The sequence below is a fragment of the Muribaculum gordoncarteri genome, assembly GCF_004803695.1.
In the GTDB taxonomy this organism is placed as follows: Bacteria; Bacteroidota; Bacteroidia; order Bacteroidales; family Muribaculaceae; genus Muribaculum; species Muribaculum gordoncarteri.
In genome coordinates this window covers 1850619-1874694 of sequence record NZ_CP039393.1, presented here as the reverse complement: position 1 = coordinate 1874694, position 24076 = coordinate 1850619, and the positions used below count along the sequence as shown (strand labels likewise).

At 49.5% G+C, this 24076-nt stretch carries 16 protein-coding genes and 2 pseudogenes; 5 read left to right on the top strand and 13 right to left on the bottom strand.

Going from position 1 to position 24076, the window contains the following annotated elements; genetic code table 11:
* Nucleotides 1-75 precede the first annotated feature (75 nt).
* Nucleotides 76-609, top strand: a complete 534-nt coding sequence (locus tag E7746_RS08290) for an META domain-containing protein (RefSeq protein WP_136410521.1) — start codon at nt 76-78, stop codon at nt 607-609.
* Nucleotides 610-619: 10 nt separating this feature from the next.
* Here E7746_RS08290 and E7746_RS08285 read toward each other — a convergent pair.
* From E7746_RS08285 to E7746_RS08255, 8 genes and pseudogenes are all read right to left on the bottom strand, one after another.
* Nucleotides 620-911, bottom strand: a pseudogene (locus E7746_RS08285) (KilA-N domain-containing protein); the annotation flags it as partial.
* A 117-nt stretch (nt 912-1028) separates the two neighbouring features.
* A complete protein-coding gene (locus E7746_RS08280; protein WP_135947668.1) occupies nt 1029-2291 on the bottom strand; it encodes a S41 family peptidase in 1263 nt (420 codons plus the stop codon).
* A gap of 147 nt (nt 2292-2438) precedes the next feature.
* Nucleotides 2439-3146: a hypothetical protein gene (locus tag E7746_RS08275; protein WP_136410520.1), complete on the bottom strand. Its 708-nt coding sequence runs from the start codon at nt 3144-3146 to the stop codon at nt 2439-2441.
* Between the two features lie 6 nt (nt 3147-3152).
* Nucleotides 3153-3962 carry a KilA-N domain-containing protein gene (locus E7746_RS08270; protein WP_135947666.1) on the bottom strand — a complete coding sequence of 270 codons (810 nt, stop codon included), beginning with the start codon at nt 3960-3962 and terminating at the stop codon, nt 3153-3155.
* A gap of 125 nt (nt 3963-4087) precedes the next feature.
* On the bottom strand, nt 4088-4225 hold the full coding sequence (locus E7746_RS15115; protein ID WP_168184261.1) for a hypothetical protein: 138 nt from the start codon (nt 4223-4225) through the stop codon (nt 4088-4090).
* Complete coding sequence (locus tag E7746_RS08265) at nt 4222-4650, bottom strand: hypothetical protein (protein ID WP_136410519.1); 429 nt, start codon at nt 4648-4650, stop codon at nt 4222-4224. The genes E7746_RS15115 and E7746_RS08265 overlap by 4 nt, the downstream gene beginning before the upstream one ends.
* Before the next feature lie 128 nt (nt 4651-4778).
* Nucleotides 4779-4886, bottom strand: a pseudogene (locus tag E7746_RS15270) (KilA-N domain-containing protein); the annotation flags it as partial.
* A 109-nt stretch (nt 4887-4995) separates the two neighbouring features.
* Nucleotides 4996-7341: an amylo-alpha-1,6-glucosidase gene (locus tag E7746_RS08255; protein ID WP_136410518.1), complete on the bottom strand. Its 2346-nt coding sequence runs from the start codon at nt 7339-7341 to the stop codon at nt 4996-4998.
* 716 nt (nt 7342-8057) lie between these two features.
* Between E7746_RS08255 and E7746_RS08250 the strand changes: the two genes are divergently transcribed.
* From E7746_RS08250 to E7746_RS08240, 3 genes are all read left to right on the top strand, one after another.
* Nucleotides 8058-9398, top strand: coding sequence for an OmpP1/FadL family transporter (locus E7746_RS08250; RefSeq protein WP_168184340.1), 1341 nt, complete (start codon nt 8058-8060; stop codon nt 9396-9398).
* 54 nt (nt 9399-9452) lie between these two features.
* Entirely contained in the window at nt 9453-12143 is a 2691-nt protein-coding gene (locus E7746_RS08245; RefSeq protein ID WP_136410516.1) for a calcium-translocating P-type ATPase, PMCA-type, read from the top strand.
* Nucleotides 12144-12377: 234 nt separating this feature from the next.
* The gene (locus E7746_RS08240; RefSeq protein ID WP_136410515.1) at nt 12378-14114 is read left to right on the top strand and encodes a bifunctional metallophosphatase/5'-nucleotidase; all 1737 of its coding nucleotides are present in this window, start codon (nt 12378-12380) and stop codon (nt 14112-14114) included.
* On the opposite strand, the gene E7746_RS08235 is transcribed toward E7746_RS08240, so the two are convergent.
* On the bottom strand, nt 14050-14658 hold the full coding sequence (locus E7746_RS08235) for a hypothetical protein (RefSeq protein WP_136410513.1): 609 nt from the start codon (nt 14656-14658) through the stop codon (nt 14050-14052). The genes E7746_RS08240 and E7746_RS08235 overlap by 65 nt on opposite strands.
* 208 nt (nt 14659-14866) lie before the next feature.
* Between E7746_RS08235 and E7746_RS08230 the strand changes: the two genes are divergently transcribed.
* Complete coding sequence (locus tag E7746_RS08230; protein ID WP_136410511.1) at nt 14867-16291, top strand: ATP-binding protein; 1425 nt, start codon at nt 14867-14869, stop codon at nt 16289-16291.
* Nucleotides 16292-16374: 83 nt separating this feature from the next.
* On the opposite strand, the gene E7746_RS08225 is transcribed toward E7746_RS08230, so the two are convergent.
* The 4 genes from E7746_RS08225 to E7746_RS08210 all read right to left on the bottom strand — a co-directional run bounded on the left by E7746_RS08225 (nt 16375) and on the right by E7746_RS08210 (nt 24013).
* A complete protein-coding gene (locus E7746_RS08225; RefSeq protein WP_136410509.1) occupies nt 16375-18168 on the bottom strand; it encodes a S41 family peptidase in 1794 nt (597 codons plus the stop codon).
* Nucleotides 18169-18190: 22 nt separating this feature from the next.
* Nucleotides 18191-20011 carry a hypothetical protein gene (locus E7746_RS08220; protein WP_136410507.1) on the bottom strand — a complete coding sequence of 607 codons (1821 nt, stop codon included), beginning with the start codon at nt 20009-20011 and terminating at the stop codon, nt 18191-18193.
* A 194-nt stretch (nt 20012-20205) separates the two neighbouring features.
* Entirely contained in the window at nt 20206-21594 is a 1389-nt protein-coding gene (locus E7746_RS08215) for a DDE transposase (protein ID WP_136409462.1), read from the bottom strand.
* Between the two features lie 391 nt (nt 21595-21985).
* The gene (locus E7746_RS08210) at nt 21986-24013 is read right to left on the bottom strand and encodes a DUF2264 domain-containing protein (protein ID WP_136410505.1); all 2028 of its coding nucleotides are present in this window, start codon (nt 24011-24013) and stop codon (nt 21986-21988) included.
* Nucleotides 24014-24076: the final 63 nt, after the last annotated feature.

Sequence of the window (24076 nt, the reverse complement as noted above, 5' to 3'; positions counted from 1 at the left end):
TTCACTCCGGCTAAGCTGATTATGTGGGAATTTTGTTATACATTTGTATCGTAACAGTAAAGAATGTAATAAATTATGTCACGCTCAATTAAGAAAACGCTCTTTTCGCAAGTTGACAGTGGATGTCGCATGCTGATGCTCTATGTCGTCGGCATCATCGGCATTATGCTTGTCAGTTCATGCTCATCAAAAAAGCATGATGACCCCGATGATGAAAAATGCAATATGCTCTATTATGCCACCCCTGAAAATGTGGCCGAGGTTGAGGATATTGATTACGGCGCTGCACTTCCCGGGAAATGGCATTTTGCCGAGATTTCCGATGGGACAAATGTGATAAACCCCGATACGATATATTTCATCAGATTCTCGCAATACGGTTATAAAGTTGAAACCGGATGCAATGAAATAATTGGCGATTACACGGTTGATGGTGATTCAATTAGTTGGAACAACGGACTGAAGACAAGCATGTGGTGCGACGATATGGTTGTTGAGGCTGCAGTTTATAAGGTTCTCTTCAACGTGCGGCGATTGAGTTTTGACAACGATTCTATTCTTCGCTTATGCACCTCCACTCCAAGTCAATACATACTGCTGACAAAATAAATCCTTGACCGAAATGGTAAGCTATATCTTTGTGGGTTGCCTACATAACGACCCTTTTTCACGATTATGCCGATTGCATTCGTGCGCTCTATCCACTCCGAAGCACTCAACACAAAAGACGGCAAACCTGCACTCATTCTAAAGTGGTCAAATTCGACCACTTTGAAATCCGGGTTATGAATAACCTCCCAGGTTCCGAGAAATTCAATAGTGTAGCGATTTCGTAACCAGTTCTTGATTATATCAGCGGAACGATTATCGCCCTCTTTGGCAGTTGCCATATCTGTTAGGGAGATATAATCCTGTTTCGGCGATCAAAGCATAACCCCGACAGCACTTTGATAAAATACAACATCGCCATACACTCCGGGAGGTTGGCGATGTTGCAGAGGGTCTGTATGATTGGAAAATTTATAACTTCATCTATTTAAATAATCTATTGCAAATTCAAGCTGGGTGTCTTTATCGTTGAAATAATCAGAAACAGTTTGGGTTATATTGTAATCCGGTACAATACCAATCCCCTCCAATGGAAATCCTTTGGGAGAAACTGACGGGGCTGCAGTAGGGATACGGAAACTTATGCCGTTTGAAGTTCTGAAGGTCTGAGGATGGTTTCCTGTATCTCCGGCTGTCGGTTCTCCAACCAATATGACATCACCACTTTCTTTCATGTCGATGACAAAACTTTCGGCAGCAGAAAAAGTCATAGGACTTGTAAGCAGAATTACCTTTCCTTGATAAGCATTATCCATTGGCGACATTATCTTATTGTCAATACAGTGGGGTTGGTCATGATGTATGAAATAACGGCATAATTCGCGTCCGTTACCGCTATTGCCTCCTTCGTTATTACGTACATCTATTATAAGATTGGGGAGGTTGCGCACTTTATTAAAGTCTGAAATAAAACTTTCAAGAACGCCGTCCATCATTGTATTAATTGCAATATACCCAATGCTATCATTTAAACGCTTGCTACTGGTTTCAACTATGGCATTGGACGGCAGCTTGTCATTTGGCAGCAATGGTAATTCAACTTTTATGGTGTCAATTCCACGACAGACAGTAATATTACGCACAGTGTCCGATAGACTGTTGAAAATATCCACAGAAGTGAATAACCGTCGATTATGAGATGTGGATGCTGACACATATTTTTCATTCCTGTTCATCCACTCTGCAACAGGTTCGCCCTCTACGGCAATAACCCGATCCTTATCCATTAATCCTGCTTCCGTCATTAATTTGTTGGGTTTATTAATGAAAACAGAATCATTTATAAGCACTGGAATCATTCCTGCGCTATACTTTTTCAAGTACACAAAAGAGTGTCCAACTTTCAACGATGCGAAAAACTCTTGCAAAAGCTCACCGTATTCTTTTGATGTAGAAATATGCCCTATGCGTGCGGAGTATGAATCGCATAATGAATCAATGTTTAGATGCTTGGATTTGCAAAGGGAGTAATTGTCTTTTACAATCTCCGTAATTTCATGAAAATCGTCTGAAAAACTGTCACTTTTCAATGGCAAATTTTCGACATAATAACTTTCTGCCGTCGTTTCTGATGAATAAAAGAATTTGAAATAAACTATTAAACCGGCAAATGTGAATAACACAAGTGCCACTAAAACAAGCAAAATCCGTAGTAAGGTCTTTACTATAGGCTTAGATTTCATATCTTCAGACAATTTAGATTATAAAAAATTTTTCCTTATATTAAATAGAGTTTATCCAATCCAAATGCAAATTTAGTGAAAAATCCAATACATCAGTATTCATCGCATCACCCACCGCTCATTCAGAGAGTCGCTAACAAAATGATTTCATAGGAAATTTATATCAGGCATTTTTCTGAATGCCCCTTTTTGCTTAAAATAATTGTGCTGTCTATTAACCATTGAGCACACTTTATTTCTTGCTTGTTCTGCGGTTAACTCATCATCACAAAATTCTGAATAACTATGCTCTGCCCACTCTTTGAAAGGGCTTTCCAATTTTAGGCTATTAAGTTTCTCTATCAATCTTCTTCCGCTATTCAGTTCTCCTAATAAAAACTTAATCATTGCTGCATTATAATAATCGAATATCGGGCCATTCCATTTTCCGAGCATTTCTTTCAGCCTTTTTTGGAAAATCAATTTTGACATACAGCGATTAGCATATTTAGGCGACTTAAATCCCATTAGAACTTTCGCATATTTAAGGGCGTATTGAGCTAATTGAAATATTTGTTTTTCAAATATTTCATCATCATTGTTATATTCTACAAACTGGGTATTGTTTATCGTTATTCGCTTACATCCATAATCAAACCCAAGAGTTTCATTTAAGCCTCCAAAATATTCAAATAGGAAAGCTATTCCGACATTACAGAATGAGCCACGAGAATATGCAGATGGCTGAAATTCAACTTGAACAAAGCAATAGCCACAATCATACAACCAAGTCCTCGATTTTCCTTTCTGGAAAAATCCCATAGGCGAAAATACATTATTCGCCACTTGTATAATAATCTTATTGTGGTTATCCATACACAATTATTTCAATAGTTTTCTATCGTTGTCGCTGCTTTCCAACACGCTCATCTGATGAATGGCTATTTGGTTCAGTTTTACAAGTCGCTCGCTCTGCGTCATGCCCTGCTCGATGAAAACCGCATTGAGGTTCTCCATATTTGACAGGCAGATAAGTTCGTTGATTGTGGCGTAATCGCGTATGTTGCCTTTGAGGTCGGGATTGGCTTCTCGCCATTGCTTTGCCGTTACACCAAACATCGCCACATTCAGCACATCGGCTTCATTGGCGTAGATGATACTTGCCTGTGCCGGAGTAACCTCCGCAGGGACAAGGTTCTGCTTTATGGCATCAGTGTGTATGCGGTAGTTGATTTTCGACAGCTCACGTTTCGCCGACCAACCCAACAACCGCTGTTCCTCCGTCTTCAACCGCTGAAATTCCTTGACGATGTAGAGTTCAAACTCAACAGAAATCCAGCTTGCGAACTTCAATGCAATATCTTTATGTGCATACGTTCCTCCATAACGCCCTGATTTAGCGATTATACCAATGGCATTTGTCGCATCCGTCCATTTCTTTGGTGAGAGCGTAAATGCGTTCAGCCCGGCCTGTCGTCTAAACCCCTCGAATTCGGTGGGTTTAAAATTCGGATTGTAAAGCTGTTCCCAAATTCCTAAATACTCTATTGTGTTGCGGTTTCGCAACCAGTTTGCAATCACGGCATTAGGTTCATCGCTTTTATGCCGTGCCAAATCGGTCAACGAAATATAATCATCCCCATTGACGGCGATAATTGTTATTTCGGTATTTTGAACTGTAATCTTTGCCATTGTTTCTGATATGGCGTATATGCCAATACGCAAAGCTACACATTTTCGCTGACATACAGCGTATTCCCTCGAAATTTCGTGCTTGTTTGCACTCTATCTTAAATCATAAAAACATCTATCAGCTATTAATATTTAGTCAAATATTCCATTACATCTGCAAGCACATTGCTGCCATTTGATGTTAATATACCGGGGAGTTTTACAGAAGCCACTGTAAGCCTGTATTCCTTATAATCGGTTACCTTCCCTACCTTCTTCATCATTTTATTTTTTCCAGTTTTATAACTTCATCTGATAGTTTGCCGTCCACACAACGCTGTACCTGCATAGATTCACCTTCGATTACGCCATAATATTCTATTGTGGACGAATTAGGAGATTCAGTCAAAGTTACGGAGTGTGTCAAGGGGGAGTAATTTACATATTTGGTAACCCGGTTAGCTGACACAAGTGTTTCGATTCCCGTTTCGACAGTACAACTTGTTCCATCTTCGGAAAATATAAATCCTAAAATTGCGGTATGTACTTTTTTCACACCCTCATTGGTAGTCGTAGAAACAACATGGCTACCATACCATTCAGTTCCGGCAATACTTGTCAAATTATCACCGTCATCACTGCATGCCGTTAAACCTGCCACGGCAAGGAATGCAATGAGCAGCATTCCGAGAAAGCTTTTATTATTCATTCTTTTTAAGTTTTAATTGTTCACTACTTAATAAATACCGAAAATGCAAAAAACATTGCATCGCGGACACAACTTTTTTATTTCGGGGCTCTATATCTTAGACAAAAGCTCATCAGACATTCCACGTGCTTTGCCGTTACACCAAACATCGCTACATTCAGCACATCGGCTTCATTGGCGTAGATTATACTTGCCTGTGCCTGAGTAACCTCCGCAGGGATAAGGTTCTGCTTTAGTTCTTTGATAAAATAAAACATCGCCATACACTCAAGGAGGTTGGCAATGTCGCAGAAGGTCGGTATTATTAGAGAATTGATAGAAGGCAAAGTGGAATCAGCCTACGATTTACTCAATGCTGGAGTAGTCGAGGGGCGGGTCGAAGTAGCGGCTGAGCGACGGTAGGTTTTCCTTCATTGATGGCACGGCAAAGTGGGTTCCCTCGAAGTAGCGGTTCATGGCTTGTTGGCGTGCCGCTTTGGCCGGGTCGGGTGCTATGGCGATTTTGGATGTCGTCTTTCCGTCGCGGTCGGTTACGCTTGCTGTCAGTTCGCTATCTGTCACTTTCACACGCACTGTTGAGCCATCGGTCACGGCGAGGTCGAAGGTGGCAAAATCTTCGATGTCAAATTTCAGACGCGACGCTATGCCCGACAATCGGTATTCATAGATGCGGCAGTCGGCGGTGCGCTCGAAGGCTCCGAGGAGCGATCCGTTACCAATCAGCTCGCTGTAGCGCAATGTGTTCAGAGCCGAAGGTATGCGCGGTGCAAGCGTGATGCAGCCGTCGAGAAGGGCGGGGCGTATGCCCAGAAAACCCTGGTACCATACTCTGATTTGCTCGGCATTGCTCCATGCCTGGAGGAAAGTGCCGGAACGCCGTGCCCACTGCGCTCCCTTGCGGGGCCATGCGTCGGCGTTCTCCGACAGGCTTCCCACAGCGCCTTCATAGAGAGCCTGACGGTTCATGTTTTCAAAGAGTTGCCATGCAATGTCCTGCTGTCCGGCCTCTATCATGCGCTGCATGGCCATGCCGTTGTTCCACAGCCACACCGTGCCGTTATGGTAGGCATCGTCCTTGTGATAGTGATGCCAGTTCTCATGGTAGGGATGGAACTGAGGATCGTTTTGGTCGAGCGATGCCACACCCCACGGATATACGAGCCTCCGCCATGCATCGCGTGTCGCCTTCATAACAACTGCCGTGTCGGCCACCATGTCAAGGGCATAGAGCATATTGGGGCGGTACTGAAGGTCGGGTGTTCCGTCGGCATTGAGATGGTCGTAGACCAATGTGTCGGCCGTGTTGACAAACATGCGGTTGAACGTTGCTAAGAGCGAATCGGCGGCAAGGTCCCAACGGCGGCTCTCATCGTCATGTCCCATGATGCGAGCCATCTTGGCCCCGCTGCGCAACTGCTCGTACCACAACGCCTGAATGTCGACAGCACGGTTGCCACGTGGCGAGCAGGGATACTTTCCCTGTCGTTTGGCATCCATCCATGTGTCGGCATCGGCATGAACGAGAAATCCGTCGGCATCGGTTCCATGTTCAATCACGCTGTTGATACTCAGTTCGATAGCCGGGTAGATAGAGGCGAGGTATGTAGTGTCGCCGGTATATTGCATATATTCGTACACATCCGTTACAAAACGCGGCGTACCGTCGGCCGTATTGTAGATTATGCCTTCGAGGTTGGCACGGTTGGGAATGCGACCGAGGGTTTCCGATTCGGGATTTCGGTCCTGAAACTTTGCAAAATCGCTGAATATGCTTCGCGCCGTTTCCCACTGTCCGGTGCAAAAGACAGCCCCCGGCATTGTTATGAACATGTCGCGGCCCCAGTACTCGTTGAACCATGGCAAGCCGGCATAAATGCCGTTGCCCTGCTGGCAGGTGACAAGCTCGTCGGTGGTGAGGACGATCCAGGCCATGGCTTTGTCGAGCGTATCATTGTCCGAAGAGAGAGGGTTGGACTTCTCCACCAAGGCGTTCATTCGGTCGATGCGCTCACGGAGCATTTTCTCGTGGTCGCGGCGAAAGAGTGCGGCAACCTGCGCGGCACTGCCGTCTTCCGTATATGAAATGATGAAGCCGCCGGCATCGGCAGGCGCCATCAGTCGGGTGCCGTTCCATCGATAGGCCACATCTTTGAACGGCTGTAGGGTGATAACACCTCCGGCCGATTCTTTTGGCACGAATTCAATTCCTGCCGCGCCCTGTTTGCCGGCCGAAATAAGCCTTGGTGACAGCTCTATCCACACCGAATCGCCCTTCACATCCGATAGTTCAACATAGAGCAGCTCCACACGGTCAAACATATAGAAATTCTCGCGGGCCTTCGTATATACACGGTCAATTTTATAGGGATAGACCGTTACCTCGGCCTCGCGCCTTGACAGCGTGTCGCCGTCAACGCCGACAGTATAGTCGCTCAGCAGTCGTCGTTTAGCTATATTCCAGCCCGCGTGCCAGTCGTCCCAGTTGTCGGTGTGCGTCATGCCATACCAGAACGAGGCCTTTTTGTCAGTAAAAGAATATTCGCGCTGGCTGTCGGCTGCCACCGCTATGCCCATGTCTTCAACATCAAGCCGGCTCAGGGTCCCATCTTGTCCGGGCAGCAGCGACGAGTTTGAACAAGCCCCCAAAAGAGCCGTGCATCCCGCAACTGCAAATAATTGTCCAAATTTCATCAAAGTAAGTATGTTGTTTTTGTAAAATTTTTTAGCATCTATAAAGATAATACAAATCCCGCAAAGAGTCCTCGTTGACAGGCATAAATCAGCATTTCAAAGCTCATTTTCTCATTTTTGTACCTTTATTGGTTTCAAGATTTGGCCAAAAAAACCTTTACCATATTCGCAGGGATTGATACTGAGCATCTTCCTGATTCAATTTCACTGTTCACTTGTGGTGCGTTCATAAGTTGACCGTTTACGAAATTATTTTTAACTTTGCAAAGGAATCCCCCGAGTGTCCCTGTCTTATGACAAACCTCGGGGTTTAGTTTTTAGTCGCTCCTAATCCGTGCGACTTTTCTTGTGTTTTTTTCATAGTGACGATGTTATAAAATATGCTGGCATGAAGGACAGCGTAATCGTTTTGCCGGAAGCATCGCCCTACTATTGGAGCATCGGGTTGTATACAATAGATACTAACATTATTGAACCCGATTTATATATAGGCAATTAGCTTCCCTCCACGAAGTTTCATATCGCGCCAATACCATTCTGTGCTTTAAGTGGACAATAATTGATCTGTTTTGATCCGATTGTTCTGTTTTTCTGATAAAATGTTCAGTTTAGGACGATTAAATGGATTTAAATGTCTAACTTTGTCGGCTGTATTCGCATTGGATGCGAAATTCTATCTATTGACGATTAAAGTAAAAACAAAAAATTTCAAGTTTATGAAGAAATTGATTTTGGCCTCGATGGCTCTGGCCGTTTCGCTTACAGTTATGGCCGAAGGCTATCAGGTCAACACCTTGAGTGCCCGTCAGGGCGGAATGGCCCATACCGGTGTTGCACTCAAGCTTGGAGCCGAAAGTATGTATTTCAACCCTGCCGGAATGGCGTTCATGGATAAGTCGCTCGACTTGACTGCAAGTGTCAACGGTGTCGCTGCAACCGCCACAGCTACAATTGACGGTAAGGAATATGAAACCAACAACAAGGTGAGCACCCCCATGAATGTGGGCGCCGCATTCAGCATCTACGACAATCTTAAGGCCGGAGTGAGCATGTACACCCCCTATGGCAGCAGCATCGACTGGAGTACCAACTGGCCCGGTGCCGTGCTGAATCAGTCGGTAAACCTCGCCACCTACACCATCCAGCCCACTGTGGCTTGGGAAATCGTGCCGGGACTCTCGGTGGGTGCCGGATTGATGGTGTCGTGGGGAACGGTCGACCTTAACAAGGGACTTGTGTCGCCTTCGACTCTCGACCTTGTGCTCGGAGCATTGGGCAATGACTATCGCTTCGGCTCCACCACTCCCGCGTCGGTCAATCTCAAGGGAACGGCCAATATTGCTCTCGGATTCAATGTCGGCGCCATGTATGACATCAACGAGCAGTGGACGGTAGGCGTCAACTATCGCTCACGCATGACAATGAGGGTGAAGTCGGGCGATGCGGCGGTAACCTATGCCAACGATGTTGCCAGCGCTGTGCTGTCGTCGACTCTGAACGTGCTCAACGAAGCCAACTTCTCGGCCGAAATGCCTATGCCCTCGGTACTTACATTCGGTGTAAGCTACAAGCCCATTGAGGCGCTCACTCTCGCTTTCGATGCGCAGTTCACAGGCTGGAGCACCTACAAGAGCCTTGAGATAAATTTCCTCAGCGATCAGCTCACCCCTTACAATCAGCATCTCACCAAGGATTACCGCAACTCGTGGGCTTTCCGCCTCGGCGCACAGTATGCCCTGACCAATCGCTTTGACATCCGTGCCGGATTTATTGTCGACACAACTCCTGTGAATATATCTTACTACAACCCCGAAACTCCGGGCATGACCAAGCTTGAGCCTACCTTGGGACTGTCGTTCCGTCCTATCAAGAACGTGTCGATCGACCTGTCGATGCTCTATGTGGCCGGCCTTGGTAAGGATAACGCTTCATGCCCGTACACCGACCTGCTTGCTGCGAGCATGCCCAATCTCGGATTACCAGTAAACAAGACCTTTACCGCCGATTACAAGGTTCACGCATTTGTGCCTTCGATCGGTGTTTCCTATAACTTCTAACTTTATCATCGGATTAGTTGTTGATATAAAAAAAATTAAATTCAGGTAATATCTATGTCACAATCTCGTCATTATGATGGCTTGACCGATGCTCAGGTTCTGGAAAGCAGGCGTGAGCATGGTGTAAATGTACTTACTCCGCCCAAAAAGAGATCGATGTTCATGCGATTTCTCGAGAAATTCAAGGACCCGTTGATAATAATCCTTCTTGTTGCCGGTGCGCTCTCGATAGGCATTGCGTGCTACGAGTATTACGCATTGCCCGATACCGACGCTACGGTGTTCTTTGAGCCGCTTGGCATTTTCATCGCCATATTCCTTGCCACCGGGCTTGCCTTCTACTTTGAAGCAAGGGCCGACAAGGAGTTTGCAATCCTCAACCAGGTTAATGACGATGAGCCCGTCCAGGTGATTCGCAACGGCAACACTACTCAGGTGCCCAAGAAGGACATCGTTGTGGGTGATATAGTTATCATTACCACCGGTGAGGAGATTCCCGCCGACGGAGAGTTGATCGAGGCTGTTTCGCTCCAGGTCGACGAGTCGTCGCTGACGGGTGAGCCCGTGTGCGCCAAGTCGACCGACCCGGCTCTCTTTGACAAGGATGCCACTTTCCCTACCGATTGGGTTATGCGCGGTACCAAGGTCATGGAAGGGCATGGAATGTATGAGGTAAAGGCTGTGGGCGACCACACCGAGAACGGAAAAGTGTTTGAGGCGGCACAAATCGACGACAGTGTAAAGACCCCGCTCAATGAGCAGCTCGACAGGCTCGGCACTCTCATAACGCGAGTAAGCCTCGGCATCGCGGCCTTGATTATCATTGGACGGTTGTCGCTCTTCTTCATCAACATGGTGGAGTTTGACTGGCTTAGATTTGTCACGTTCTTCCTGCAGACGATAATGATTGCCGTCACACTGCTTGTGGTGTCGATTCCCGAAGGATTGCCCATGGCCGTGACGCTGAGCCTTGCCTACAGCATGAGGCGAATGCTGAAGACCAACAACCTCGTGCGCAAGATGCACGCCTGCGAAACGATGGGCGCGACCACCGTTATATGTACCGACAAGACCGGCACTCTGACCGAAAACCAGATGCGCATATACCGCACCGACTTTTTCGGGCTGCCTGAACAGCGGCTTGACGACAGCGTGATGAGCCGCCTCGTGGAGGAGGGAATAGCCGTTAACTCGACGGCGTTGCTCGACCTCTCCAATCCCGACAAGCCGTCGGTGCTTGGCAATCCCACCGAGGGTGCGTTGATTCTGTGGCTCCGCAACAACGGAGTCGACTACAGGACGCTGCGCGAGGGCGTGGAGCGCGTCGATGAGATACCCTTTACCACCGAGCGCAAATACATGGCCTCGGAGGTGAAGTCGGGTGTGCTTCCGGGAAAGACGATCCTATATGTCAAGGGCGCTCCCGAGATTGTCTACTCGCTCTGCCGCAACACCGAGGGTGGTGTCGACAAGGCGGCGATCGACAATCTGCTGCTCGGCTATCAGAATCAGGCCATGCGTACTCTCGGATTCGCTTACCAGATTGTCGAACCCGGTCAGGAGGCAATCGCCGACGGAAATCTTGTAGCTGACAATCTCACCTTTATGGGTGTTGTGGCCATATCCGACCCCGTGCGCGCCGATGTGCCCGATGCCGTTCAGGAGTGCCTTGACGCAGGTATCGCCATCAAGATAGTGACCGGCGACACTCCCAATACGGCCAAGGAGATTGCCCGCCAGATAGGATTGTGGAAGGAGGGCGACGGCGACCGCAACATAATCACCGGACCCGAATTTGCCGCGCTCGACGATAAGGCGCTATATGATCGCGTAAAGGATCTTAAGGTTATATCGCGCGCGCGCCCGCTCGACAAGAAGCGACTTGTCGAAACGTTGCAGAAGCGTAACGAGGTGGTGGCTGTGACCGGCGACGGCACCAACGACGCTCCGGCCCTAAAGGCCGCACAGGTGGGACTGTCGATGGGCGACGGCACCTCGGTGGCCAAGGAGGCCAGCGACATAACAATTGTCGACAACTCTTTTGCAAGCATCGGAAGGGCCGTGATGTGGGGTCGCTCGCTCTACCACAACATACAGCGTTTCATCCTGTTCCAGATGACGGTAAATGTCGTGGCCTGCCTCATTGTGCTCTGTGGCGCGTTCATGGGTACCGAGTCGCCGCTTACCGTGACTCAGATGCTTTGGGTCAACTTGATTATGGACACCTTTGCCGCCATGGCTCTTGCATCGTTGCCGCCGTCGGAGCGTGTCATGAAGGACAAGCCCCGCGACCGTAATGCCTTTATCATAAACCGGCCGATGCGCTACGACATAATCGGTATGGGCGGATTGTTCTTCGTCCTGCTGCTGGGACTTCTCTACATCTTCCATCATGCCGATATCACTTGCCTCACCGACCTCCTGTCGCTGCATCTCGATCCCTCTTCATCGGAGATGACTCCCTACGAGCTGAGCCTCTTCTTCACCATCTTCGTGTTCCTCCAGTTCTGGAACATGTTCAATGCGAGGGCTTTCGAGAGCCACGGTTCGGCGTTCAACCTCAAGGGCTGTTCCGAATTTGATTTCATAGCGTTGGTTATTCTCATCGGACAGATTCTTATCGTCACTTTCGGCGGCGAGATGTTCAATGTGACTCCTCTCAAGGTTGTCGACTGGGTGATAATAATCGTCGTTACATCACTTGTACTCTGGGTGGGCGAGCTGTTCAGGCTGTTCAAGAAATAACCCCGTAACGCATATAATCATTGATACGATACTCCCCGGCATAATTTTATGAATCGGGGAGTATTTATATTTATTAGATACTCACGCTCGGCAATGCCCAAATAAATTTGGCATTGCTCTCGACTTATTCGTATATTTGAATACTTCTTAGATACTCACGCTCGGCAATGCCCAAATAAATTTGGCATTGCTCTCGACTTATTCGTATCTTTGCATATAAATTGTTATTTAACTATGAAACGAATACTGACCCTTTTCTCCGCCTTGACGGCTGTTATGGGACTATCTCTTAACGCATCCTCCATGACTACTATAAAACTGCTTCAGACAAGCGACATACACGGAAACTTCTTCCCCTACAACTTCATAACCCGACAACCTTCGGCAGGAAGCCTTGCGCGTGTCTACGGAGCCGTAAAGGAGGCGCGACAGCGCTATGGCGACAATGTGATTTTGCTCGACAACGGCGATATTCTCCAGGGACAGCCCACTGTGTACTACTACAACTTTGTTGACACGGTGACTCCCCACGTGGCATCGCGAATGATGAACTTCATGCGCTACGATGCCGGCAATGTCGGCAACCACGATGTCGAAACCGGACGCAAGGTGCTTGAGCGCTGGAGCCGACAGTGCGACATGCCAGTGTTGGGTGCCAATATCATTGACACTGCCACCGGCGAGCCGGCATTCACTCCCTATAAGGTTGTGGAGCACGACGGGGTGAAGGTGGCTATTCTCGGACTGCTCACTCCGGCCATACCCGCATGGCTGCCCGAAGTGCTGTGGAAGGGGCTGCGGTTTGACGACATGGAGGCCACTGCCCGCAAGTGGATTCCGATAATCAAGGAGCGCGAGAATCCCGATGTGATAGTGGGTGTGTTCCATGCAGGACAGCGCGGCAACACTCTGGTGAAATATCGCGAGAATCCTTCGCTTGAGATAGCCGAGCGCGTGCCCGGATTTGATGTAGTGCTTATGGGGCATGACCATCGCCGCGAAAACAAGAAGGTGGTGAATGTCGAGGGCGATACGGTGCTGGTGATGAATCCTGCCAACAACGGTGTCGTGCTTACCGACATAACGATGACCTTCAAGCGTGACGACGACGGACGAATAATCGACAAGCACATCGACGGTGAGCTTCGACACATGTCGGACTATGAGCCCGATGCCGACTTCATGGCCAAGTTTGCTCCCGACATGGCTGTCATCAAGGAGTATGTCGACACACCCATCGGCGAATTCACAAGCAGCATCACCACGCGCGACGCCTACTTCGGCCCGTCGGAGTTTGTCGATCTTATTCATGAGCTTCAGCTTGGAATAACGGGAGCCGACATCTCGTTTGCCGCTCCGCTCTCCTACGATGCCACTATCGATGCCGGCCCTATAACGGTGAGCGACATGTTCAATCTCTACAAGTACGAAAACATGCTCTATGTCATGGAGCTTACCGGGCAGGAGGTCAAGGACTACCTTGAGGAAGCTTACTCGCTGTGGAGCAAAACGATGACTTCGCCATCCGACCATCTGCTCCTTTTCAAGGAGGAGCCTACCCAGGGTGATGAGAGCCGCTCTACACTTAAGAATCCGAGCTATAACTTTGACTCGGCGGCGGGTATCATCTATGAGGTGGATGTGAGAAAGCCCAAGGGCGAGAAGGTTACGATAAAGAGCATGGCCGACGGCAAGGAGTTTGACCCCGCCCGCACCTATCGCGTGGCACTGAACTCTTATCGCGGAAACGGCGGCGGTGAATTGCTTACAAAGGGTGCCGGCATTCCTCACGACAAGTTGACCGAGCGCATCGTGTTTGCTACCGACCTTGACCTGCGACACTACCTCACCGACTACATAAAGAAGCAGGGCAAAGTTAATCCGCGCAAGCTCAACCAGTGGCGTTTCATTCCCGAAGAGTGGACCCGCGAGGCGGCCAAGCGCGATTATAAGATTCTCTTTCCGCGATGACTTCATAGTTAAGCTCATTTGTTCCCAAGATATTTTGAAGGCGATGATATGCGCTGTCTATGGGAGCCGGGGCTGTAGAGCCTCGGCTCTCCTGTTTTGAGGGGGCGGGTTGCGGCTTGGCGGCAGCTTCGGATGGCTGAGTTGCTGTCGGCTGAGTTGTTGCTGTCGGCTTAACTGCTGCCTCTGGCATGGTCTTTGCCTCAGCCTTTTTCGGTTGAGCGGGCTGTTGCTGTTGTGGGGATTCCTGTGGCTGTGTGGATTCCGCGAGTCGGGCAGCCTTCTTGATTTCGCGTGACTTGCGTTGACGATTGCGGGCTATGCGGCGACGCTTGATTGTGGGGTAGATGAGCATGAACAGCGAGCGCACAAGGTCGTCCTTGATAGTGCCTATCAAATCGCTGTGGTTGTGATTCTGATAGTAGTCAAGCCAATAATAAATCTCACTATGATAGTACACCGGTATCTGATTGATGGCATCGATCCAAAGTTGGTCAAACTTCAGCTTGTAGACCCTCTCTTTTTTCTTGGTTTCGTTGTTTTCCATGGTATTATCTTTTTCGGCAAAGATAATAGGTGGAAACGCCCGATTTCACCCCATAATGTCGCGAAGCGTAATTTTTTCTTGAAATAGGATGTTGCAATGAGCGGTAATGTGAACATTATAGGGGTGTCGGTTGTCATTATTTCAGATGATGTGAATGCGGTCGGAGTGACATTAGGTTGTCCATCTTTGACTGTTTTGAGTAATATTAATGGCAAATAATAATATTTTACGACTTCATAGGAAGCTTTTCTTCCCGCTTGTGGGGTTGTTATGGCTTATCATAGGCATAACAATCACATACTTTGTCATACATGAGAAGCAGCGCTTGAAGTACAATCTTGAGAATCGCCTGGTGAATGTGAACAACACGGTGATCGAGGCTTACGAGAAAGGTGCCGATATGCAGAAGACGGTCGATTTCATTCAGCTCTTTACCGGAAACACCACGCTCGACCCGCTGCGTATCACGGTTTACGACAATAAGGGAGTGATGATTGCCGATAATCCTGAAGCTACGATTTTGGTATATGATGCTGCCGGAAATATGCTGCCTGAATTTAAGCGGCTTGGCGGTGGCGGCGCTAATGCGTCGGTAAGCGATTTGTCGATCGATGGCAACAAGCTAATGGTCAGCACAAAAAGGAGTGCTGACGGGCAGGTGCGCTCCTTTGCGGCATTGCCTTATAAGGGTGAGGTTATCGACTTCCTCAGCATCGACCCTATGGTGTGGATAGTGGTGATAATACTTGGTATATTGTCGTCGGCGTTGGCCTACTGGGGAGTCAGAGTTGTGTGCAAGAATGTCTATGCGCTTCGCAATCTTGCGCAGGCCATCTCCACCGACCAACTTCCCGATGACGCTGACACGTGGGAGTTCTCCGATGACGAACTCGGCGATGTTTCCCGCAAGCTCTTGACCTTATACCGCGATAAGATTCATGCCGAACGTGAAAAGATGCACCATGAGCGACAGATAGGGATGAATGTAAGCCATGAGCTGAACACCCCCGTGGGAATCATCAAGGGTTATCTTGACACGGTGTTGGCCGATGAAAATATGCCCGATGAGTTGAAGCGTAAGTTCCTTATGCGCGCCCAGCAGAATACCGACCGCCTGGCCAATCTGGTGAGTGATGTGAGCATGGTCATGCGTCTGCAGGAGGGTGGGGCAATAGAGTGCGGCAACCTCGACTTCCACAACATGACGGCTCAGCTTGCCGAGGATATAGCACAAGGCCACATAGCCGACAATATGACCTTCATCTGCGACATTCCCGAGGATTGCCGTGTAAAGGGCCATGAATCGCTACTGAACAACGCATTGCTTAACCTGATTTACAATGCCGCGCAATACTCGGGCGGAACGCGCATGTCGTTGCGTTGGACGGGCGAGAACGAGGGTATGCATCGGTTTGAGTTTGTCGACGACGGATGCGGGGTTGATGATGTGCATCTTGCCCGGCTGTTTGACCTGTTTTATCGTGTCGACACGGGACGCGCACGCAAAAATGGAGGCGCGGGGCTCGGATTGCCTCTCGTCCACCGAATCATCACTGCAATGGGCGGCGACATCACAGTAGAGAACGCTCCCGGCGGAGGCCTCAGATTCACCTTCACGCTCCCTGCCGCATAATTGTCCTTGCGCAGATTAGATTCAATAGAAAAGGCGTCGCGATTGCGACGCCTTTCCGTTATTTATTGATTGTGAACTCGGGTTTACATTGCCTTTACAATTGTGCGAGATCCTCCCATGTTGCGGGTGAATTGTGATTTCATTTCATTTGTCGGCTTGAGCACGTATATGCCTGTTGATGCACGTGAGCCGGTTGATTCAAACGATGGCTTGTTGCCGGTAGCAGCCCATGTCAGAGCGATTCCCGAGAGTTGATCTTCCATTGTTCCGAAATCGCCCGGATAGATGTTTGTGTCATCATATTCAAAGTCGGGCTTGAATCCTTCGGCGTAGTCACGGAAACCTTTGGCATTCTCACAATAGAATGTAATTGGATAAAGCGTAAACGTATAGTTGCCTGCGCGTTTCTGCCATCCTTCCATTCCGCAGTTCTTTCCTTGGGTGGTGGTGCCGACGAGTCGTACATCGATGTCAAGACCGCGCAAACCGTTTATGAGCAGTTCGCTGGCTGATGCAGTAATCCGGGTTCCGATCACATATACGCGTTTGAGATCGAGCGAGCTGTCGATTGCCTGAGATATCTTATCGTAGCCGTTTGCTGTCTCGGGGTTTGCGGCTTCTCCAATGTTGTAGACACCCACCTCGCCGGCTGCTGTTCGGGCCGAATTGTAGGTTGTGCGCAGATAGGTCTGTCCCTGATGGGATTGACCTGCTACAAGAGTACCAAGTACGGTGCTTGACAATACGTGGCCGCCGTTGTTGTAGCGAAGGTCGATTACAAGCTCATCAATGCCTTCGGCTTTGAACTGGTTGAATACTTGAAGCAACTGAGAGTCGTAGTCCATGTGGAAGTTCATGTAGAGCAGATAGCCTATTTTCTTGCCGTTGGCAGCGGTTACGACTGTCGATTTGTAGATGGCCGGATCGATATAGGATGATTTGGCGATCATAACCGAGGGAACGCGGTTGGTGATTGTGGCTACGCCGTTGTTGAACTTAACGGAGTTGAGATCGACGGTCACGTTGCCGTTGAGCAGCGAGTTGCCGAGCTGACTATAGTTGTTCTGAGTCACCGGGATGTTGTTGACCTTGGTGATGAAGTCGCCACGATGCACGCCGGCTTCTTCGGCAGCGGTTCCCGGGGTGACGAACATCACGGTGAAACCGCAGGGGTCATCATCGTTGGGCCCGAGTATGGTGGCCTGAATAGCAAGACCGGCATCGTTGTAAGATTCACCTGTGGCACGCGAAAGTGGCGCGTTGCTCTGGATATTGGAGTAGTAGCTTACACGCTCGCCGTTGTCCCATAGACCGTCATCGTGGTTTGCATCATCGTTCTCAGCAACACCGTCAAGGATTTGAGCGAGGAACAGGTCGTAGTCTAAGCTGTGGTCGAGGAGTATGTCGGGAATGTTCTCGTTCCAGAGATAATAGTCCGACATAATGTCGAGTGTCCACTGATTGATGTCGCGGAAGCGGCCTTCGCCCTTTTCAACCACGCCTTCACCCTGGCGTATAATCAGCACACAAGGTTCGGCATATCCGTCGATCTGAACGCTGACTTCGGCCGAGCGTCCGAGCTTGCCGTCATTTGGCTCGACTTTCATGCGAAGCGAGCTTTTTCCCTGATATCCGGAAGGTGTGAGCACCTCACACCATTCTTCATTGCTTAATGCCGTCCATGATGCGGGCGCTTCGAATTCGTAGATCAGAGTCTGACCTTTGAGATCGGCATCGTTTACGGCCGACCATTGTGCCGTTTCTATGCCGGTGCCGGGTAGTATGGGGTCGTCGTCATCACAGGCTGTGAAGCAGAATCCCATAGTGACGATTGCTGCCGACAGGAGTATTGTTTTGAAATATTTATGGTTAGTCATATTTTTTTATTCAAATTGGGTGTTATTTTTTCATGAGGTCAGCGGCTCTTTGGCGGCTTTCTTTCACCGAGCGGTCAAACGAATTGATTACTACCGTTTTGGGAGCTTTGACAGCGCCGCGGTGCAGATAGGCCGAAGTGGATGTGTCGCGTGTCAGCACAAGTTCTGAATAGCAGCGGAACTGTATGTCGTTGAACCACCATGACGATGCTGCCGTACACATTGTGGGATAGTAATAGGCCGGAATGTTTTCGTTGTAATATCCCTTGACTGTCACGGTGTTGCCATCGGCCGATACTTCAATAGGGAAGTCGTACAGGTTGTCCATGTCGCGTCCGGTCGACGGGCGGATACCTACAGCCCAGAAGTAAGAGTTGTCATCGGTTCCGAAGTTACCCATGGTCCAGCTGAGATTGTCGGGCTTGGGAACTACGATGCCGTCTTCGCGGAATTCGATAAACCATTTCGGGCCGTAGAGATCAGCGGCTTCTTCGGCGGTATGGCCGGCTGCTATCATGTCGGACAGTGATGTGTAGGGGAACTGGCTTTCAGGGCCGAATCCGAGTGCTACAAGACGGTTGGCAAGAGCGTATTCAGCCGTGGTGGCATCATCTACACCGGTTGTTATAGTTACGGGGAATGTCACTGTGTTGCCGTTGACATCGGTTGTCGATGCGGTGTAGCGTCCTGGCATGTTGTTTCGAGTTTCACCTCCGATCTGGGGCAGCATGTCGGTTGTGAATGTTACATATTCGGCTGTGCTTACGTATTCATCGTTGATAGCATATACGCCGAAAATGTATTGAGTATTGGCGCTGAGGTCGGATGTTTCAAAGGTTATGCCTTCCGATGTCAGCATTTCGGCAAGCTGTTCTTCCGATGCCGTTATTCCGTTGTTTTGTATTACGGCCGATATTTCGGCTCCGTTTGCGAGCACTTCGTCAATCTGGCTCTTGAGGAAGTATCCGTAGACTGCTGAAACGGCATTCTGTATCTTGACATTATATGCTGCCGATTTCCAGGGCGCGGTGACTTCTTCCGGTTTTGCCTCGATGGCAATCTGAGGCTTCGGTCCGACGGGTTCACCTGTGCGGAAGTCGATGTATTTCACACATTCATGACGTTCGCTGTCAAAACCTACAATGCCTACGACATAGTCGGTGTTGGGCACCAGACCTGTCGGATTGAGAACTACATTGCCGGTTTGTGCACGGGGTACGGGATTGGTTGAGTCGTCCCAGTGGCCTATGACAACTGAACGCACCTGTGCTTCACCCTCGCGGCGCCAGTAATCGAATTCGCTTTTTTTGTCAACGAACACTCGATAGTCGGTGATTTCAGGATCGGGGGTCAGGCTTATCGTGGCTGTTGTGGATGTGGATTCGATTGACACTTTAATGTCGTAGGGGCACAGTCCGGCAGGACGTGTGCAGAATTCAATGACCTGGAACTGTTCCGGATCGATGTTTCCGTCTTCCAAGGGGACGCCGGCCATGAGTATGAACTCGGTGCCGGAGTGGATGTGGATATCCTCACTGAAGCCGTATTCGGCAAATTTGTCATGTTCGATATCGGTGGATTCGCTTAGAGGATGTCCAAATACTTTCAGATATGTTTCATAAGTCACGGTGCCAAACATGGCAAGGATGTTTTTAATCGCCTCGTAGTCGGTTTTTTTGATTACAACATGTTTCATCGATGTGACTCCTTCAGGGAATTCGACATGGTATTTGAAGTCGGTTTTGCCGACGCGGTCGAGTGTCACAAGGTCATTGTAAGGAAGGTCGGTGTTGAGGTCGACTTTCTTCACCTCGCTATATACATAGGGGTTGATGCGACGCACAGCTACGTAGGGATATTCAGTTAATGGCTTGATTTATCAAGCTGAAAATGGAGCGTGGTCGCCCTATGGCGGTGCTGTTTTGATTATGAGGGCAAATTTTCAATTCTCGGCGATAAAATATGACATTTCGGACAAATAGGGATACACTGATTCGCCTCCGATGTGCTTCGGAGATGAGATGACAGTATGATTTTTCACGCTCGCTGTTTTTGTAACTGCTTCTCTTTTTCTTCGATGGCGAGTTGTCGGGCGGCAAGTGTTGCGGCGTTTGCCATGTGGATGCCGAAAAAGAGCAGCAGGGTTTCGCTGCGGGAGTTGCGTGCCGCTATCCGGCCAACGCTGTAGTGTTGTTTCTGATTACCGAAACTGCCCTCCATGGCGGTAGAGCGCAGTGTCCCGATTATTCGTCGGGCTGTGCTTATGTCAGCATCTTCATCCTTGGGCTTCGGGCCTTTGCGGACAAAACAGGTCGTCATGCCGTTTTCGGTGCAATACCGCCGGTTGTCGTTGTTGGCATAGATGGTGTCTGCCCCTACCCTGGTCACTTTGATACCGGTCAGTTCCTGTTGATATTCAATACACTCCTGTAATCTCACGCCCTCGTTGAAGGCTTCGAAGGAATGGTGTTCGATGAATGAAATTCCGTCAATCTGGATGTTGTTGACCTTGACTCCGAACTCCACTCGCTTGTTCTCCTTGCCTCTGACAATAGGACGGATGTACGGACGGTCTATGCTGACGATACGGTGTTTCACCTCCTTTTTCTGAGCAAGTGCGCTCTGCTGGCGATACACCTCTTTTAATGCACTGAGACGCTTGCTTTGCTCTGCGGTGAGCGTGATGTCAACGGTGTGTATCTTGCAGATTCTGTTCCATTGACCTATCTGTTTGGAAAGCAGGCCGAGCAATCGACGGCGGAGTTTGGCGGTTGCCGCCCTGGTGTGCTTGCGATGCTTGGCATAGGTGAGTCTGTCGCGGTCAATATCACGATACTTGTTGCGTGGCAACCGTTCCTTCAACGCCTTGCAGGTCTTTTTTATAAGTGATTGAATCCACTCGCAGCATTCCCACAACAGCTTTACATCTGTCGGGAATCGCAGATGGCTCTCGTAACAGGTGGCGTCGGTCAGGCACAGGTTCTTGTCTTTTAACAAACCGCCCCACTTGTCATACAGCAATTTCTGTAGTTCTTTGATATCAAGAGCTCCGGCTATACGCTGACGGATAGCACTGACTATCTTGCCGTTCTTTATGGGGTTGGCCGGATCTATGAGCACCCCGCAGAACATCTGTATGTGTATACTGCCGTTGAGCATCTCGATCAGGCCGTCATCCGACTGTCCGGTATATGGCTTGAGAAACATCAGCGCCACCTCTCCCTCCGGCGGGAACATCGGAGTGTTGCCCTGAGGATGCGTTTTGGGAAAATGCGAACGGATTTTCTCTGCCAGTTCTTTCAATGGCAATTGCGCATGGATGCGCCCGAGCTCGCTTACGGCAAAACTCTCGCGATATTTTTGCATGAAATCGAACTCGGTAAACGGCAACGTGGCCGTAATCTCGGATATTTTTCGTAACTTCACGTACAATTATTTTAAGAATTACCCCCGAATAAGCCCGTGATGGGTCCATCGGGGGTTCATTGTAAAGTTACAAAATATCTACGACTTTGGCAAACAATTAGTTGGCAATTAACTGAGTATCCCTATATATTCGGATTGCGAAGTTATATATTTGTTGATAAAAAAGCAACAATCTGCGGTGCGTTTTGATGAAAGGCTTTCAATTTGCACATACTCTCTAAAATGATGCGGCAAAAGGATACACGGGACTGACGCCTAACGGCGGCCTTGCGCGGGCCTAACGTTATTAAGCTGTTCTGCAGCTTTGGCGCTAACGCGGGGATTTGTGGGTTGCATAATATCGTCCGGGCCATGCTGCAACATACATATTGCCACATGGCCCGGGGGAGTGTTAGTTGAAGTTGACGGTTTTGGTGCGGCCGTCGGCGAGCTTTACGGTGACCTGTTTGCGGTCCTTGGATATTTTTACCGATTTTACGGGACGCAGCTCCTTGTCGGTGAACGCGTTGTCGCTCTTCTTCCACAGGTGCAGGGTCACGAATATGTCGCTGTCGTTGACATCGGCTTCGGTCACGGGTACCGCACATATTGAGCTGACGGGGTGCAGACCCTTGGGACGCTGAACCTTAACGCCGTTCTTCCATCCTTTAAGGGCAACGGTTGCGAGCTGATAGTCGCCGTTGTCGATGATGCTGGCCGTGTAGCCCTTGTCGAGTGTGCGAGTCATCTCCTTTATGTCGCCGTCGAGCTGAGGCAGCGAGTAGTTGCCGAGGCGCACTTGGGTGGGATTGCCTGTCGACACCTTGTCGATGCGCAGGATGCCGTCGGGGAGCGATATGTCGGCCAACTGATAGCGTACTGTCGTGTCGGTTTCAAGCACCGCGTCACGGCGGTACACATCGTCGTCGAAGCTGCGGAACGTGTAGAGCCTCAATACTTCCCAGCGGTTGTCGCGGTTTTTGGTGGCATAGTTCATCGACACCTCGCCGTTGTCACCGTCGGCCATCCAGGGAAATTCAGTGTTGTAGGCGAGCTTGTTGTAGTTCTCGGAGCTGCGGAACTTCTGCCAGTCGGCTGCTACCGTTTCATGGCACCATGAGCGCATTTCCGATGCTCCCGAGTTGGGATAGTCGGTTATGAGCAGATTGGTAGCAGGCTGGAACTTGTGGTAGACCTTTCCTGGAAGCAGGTCGCTTTCCCACGGGCCGTTGTTTTCCACTGCCGACCAGTACTCCGAATCCTCTGGGAGCAGCAGGCCGAGGAATGCCTTGCCACACCAGTAGACGCTGCCTCGGCACGAGTAGATCTGCACCGCCGGGGCAAAGGGGCCGTAGAAGCCCATCGTAGGCACTCCGTTTTCAAGGAACTCGGGGTGTTGCATGAACTGCAGCAGTGTCGACGATGCTATGCGTCGCAGCCATCCGTAGTTGACTCCTTCGTGCTTGCCGTATTCGATCAGCGGCAGCGGGGTCACGGCGGCAAAACGGTAGCAGATGCTGCGTCCCCACATGTTCATGCGTCCGTCGCGGTTGAACATATAGGGATAGTTGTCGATCATGTCGTTTTGGTTGGCGAGGAACCGGCGGGCCAGTTCGGGATATTGCTTGTCGCCCCACATCACAGCCCACAGCGGGCCGTAGCTCTGATAGGCCCACATGCTGTAGTAGTCGTAGGCCGGAGCGTCGTTGTACCATCCCTCGCCACGGTATCGGGCAAGGAGCTTTTCAAGAAAATCCTTTAATTGTGTTTCGTTTACCTCATATCCGTGCTCCTTCATGAAGCTCATGATGAATACGTTGAAAAACATCCAGTTGGAGCCAATCGACGGGCCGTTGCCGTAGCTCAGCATCGTGGCTGCCAGGTCGTCCTTCTGCTTCTGGGTCAGGGCGTCCCACAGCACCTCCTCGGCGGCTTTCATGGATATGGCGAGCGAACCGAGTTCAAGCAGTGTCTGGCTCGGGCCACCGGTGCGGTGGGGGATGTAGTGCTTGCTCGTGGAGTCGGAGAGGCTCACGAGCTGATGGCGGTAGTAGTCGGCCACGCGTATGCCGTTGAGGGTGAGGTCGGGGTTCTCCTTGAGCAGCGGAGCGGCCACAAAGAGTGTTCGCGCCAATCCTTCAAGCTTGGCTGTGCGGGTGTCGTTGTCGTTGTTGGGATAGGTCTTCTGGAGCTGCTTGGGGAAGTACATAGGGTCGTCGAGGGTGTGGATGTAGCCGAATGCTCCGTTGAGCAGATATTCGGCGGCTTTCAGCCAATGCGCCCTCGTCATTCCGCTATAGGGGCTTTTCTGATAGTCGGGGTTTTGCAATACAAAGGTGTTTTCGGTATCGGGTCGTGTTTGCCCGGCCTTGTCGGCTGCCGATGTCGCAATGGGAAACAATGAGAGGCAGGCCAACACAAAAGTCAGTCCTAATTTCATGATAGATGCACTTTTTCCATTTATGTGATACTTGGGGAGCCTGAAAAATCAGGTTCCGTCACA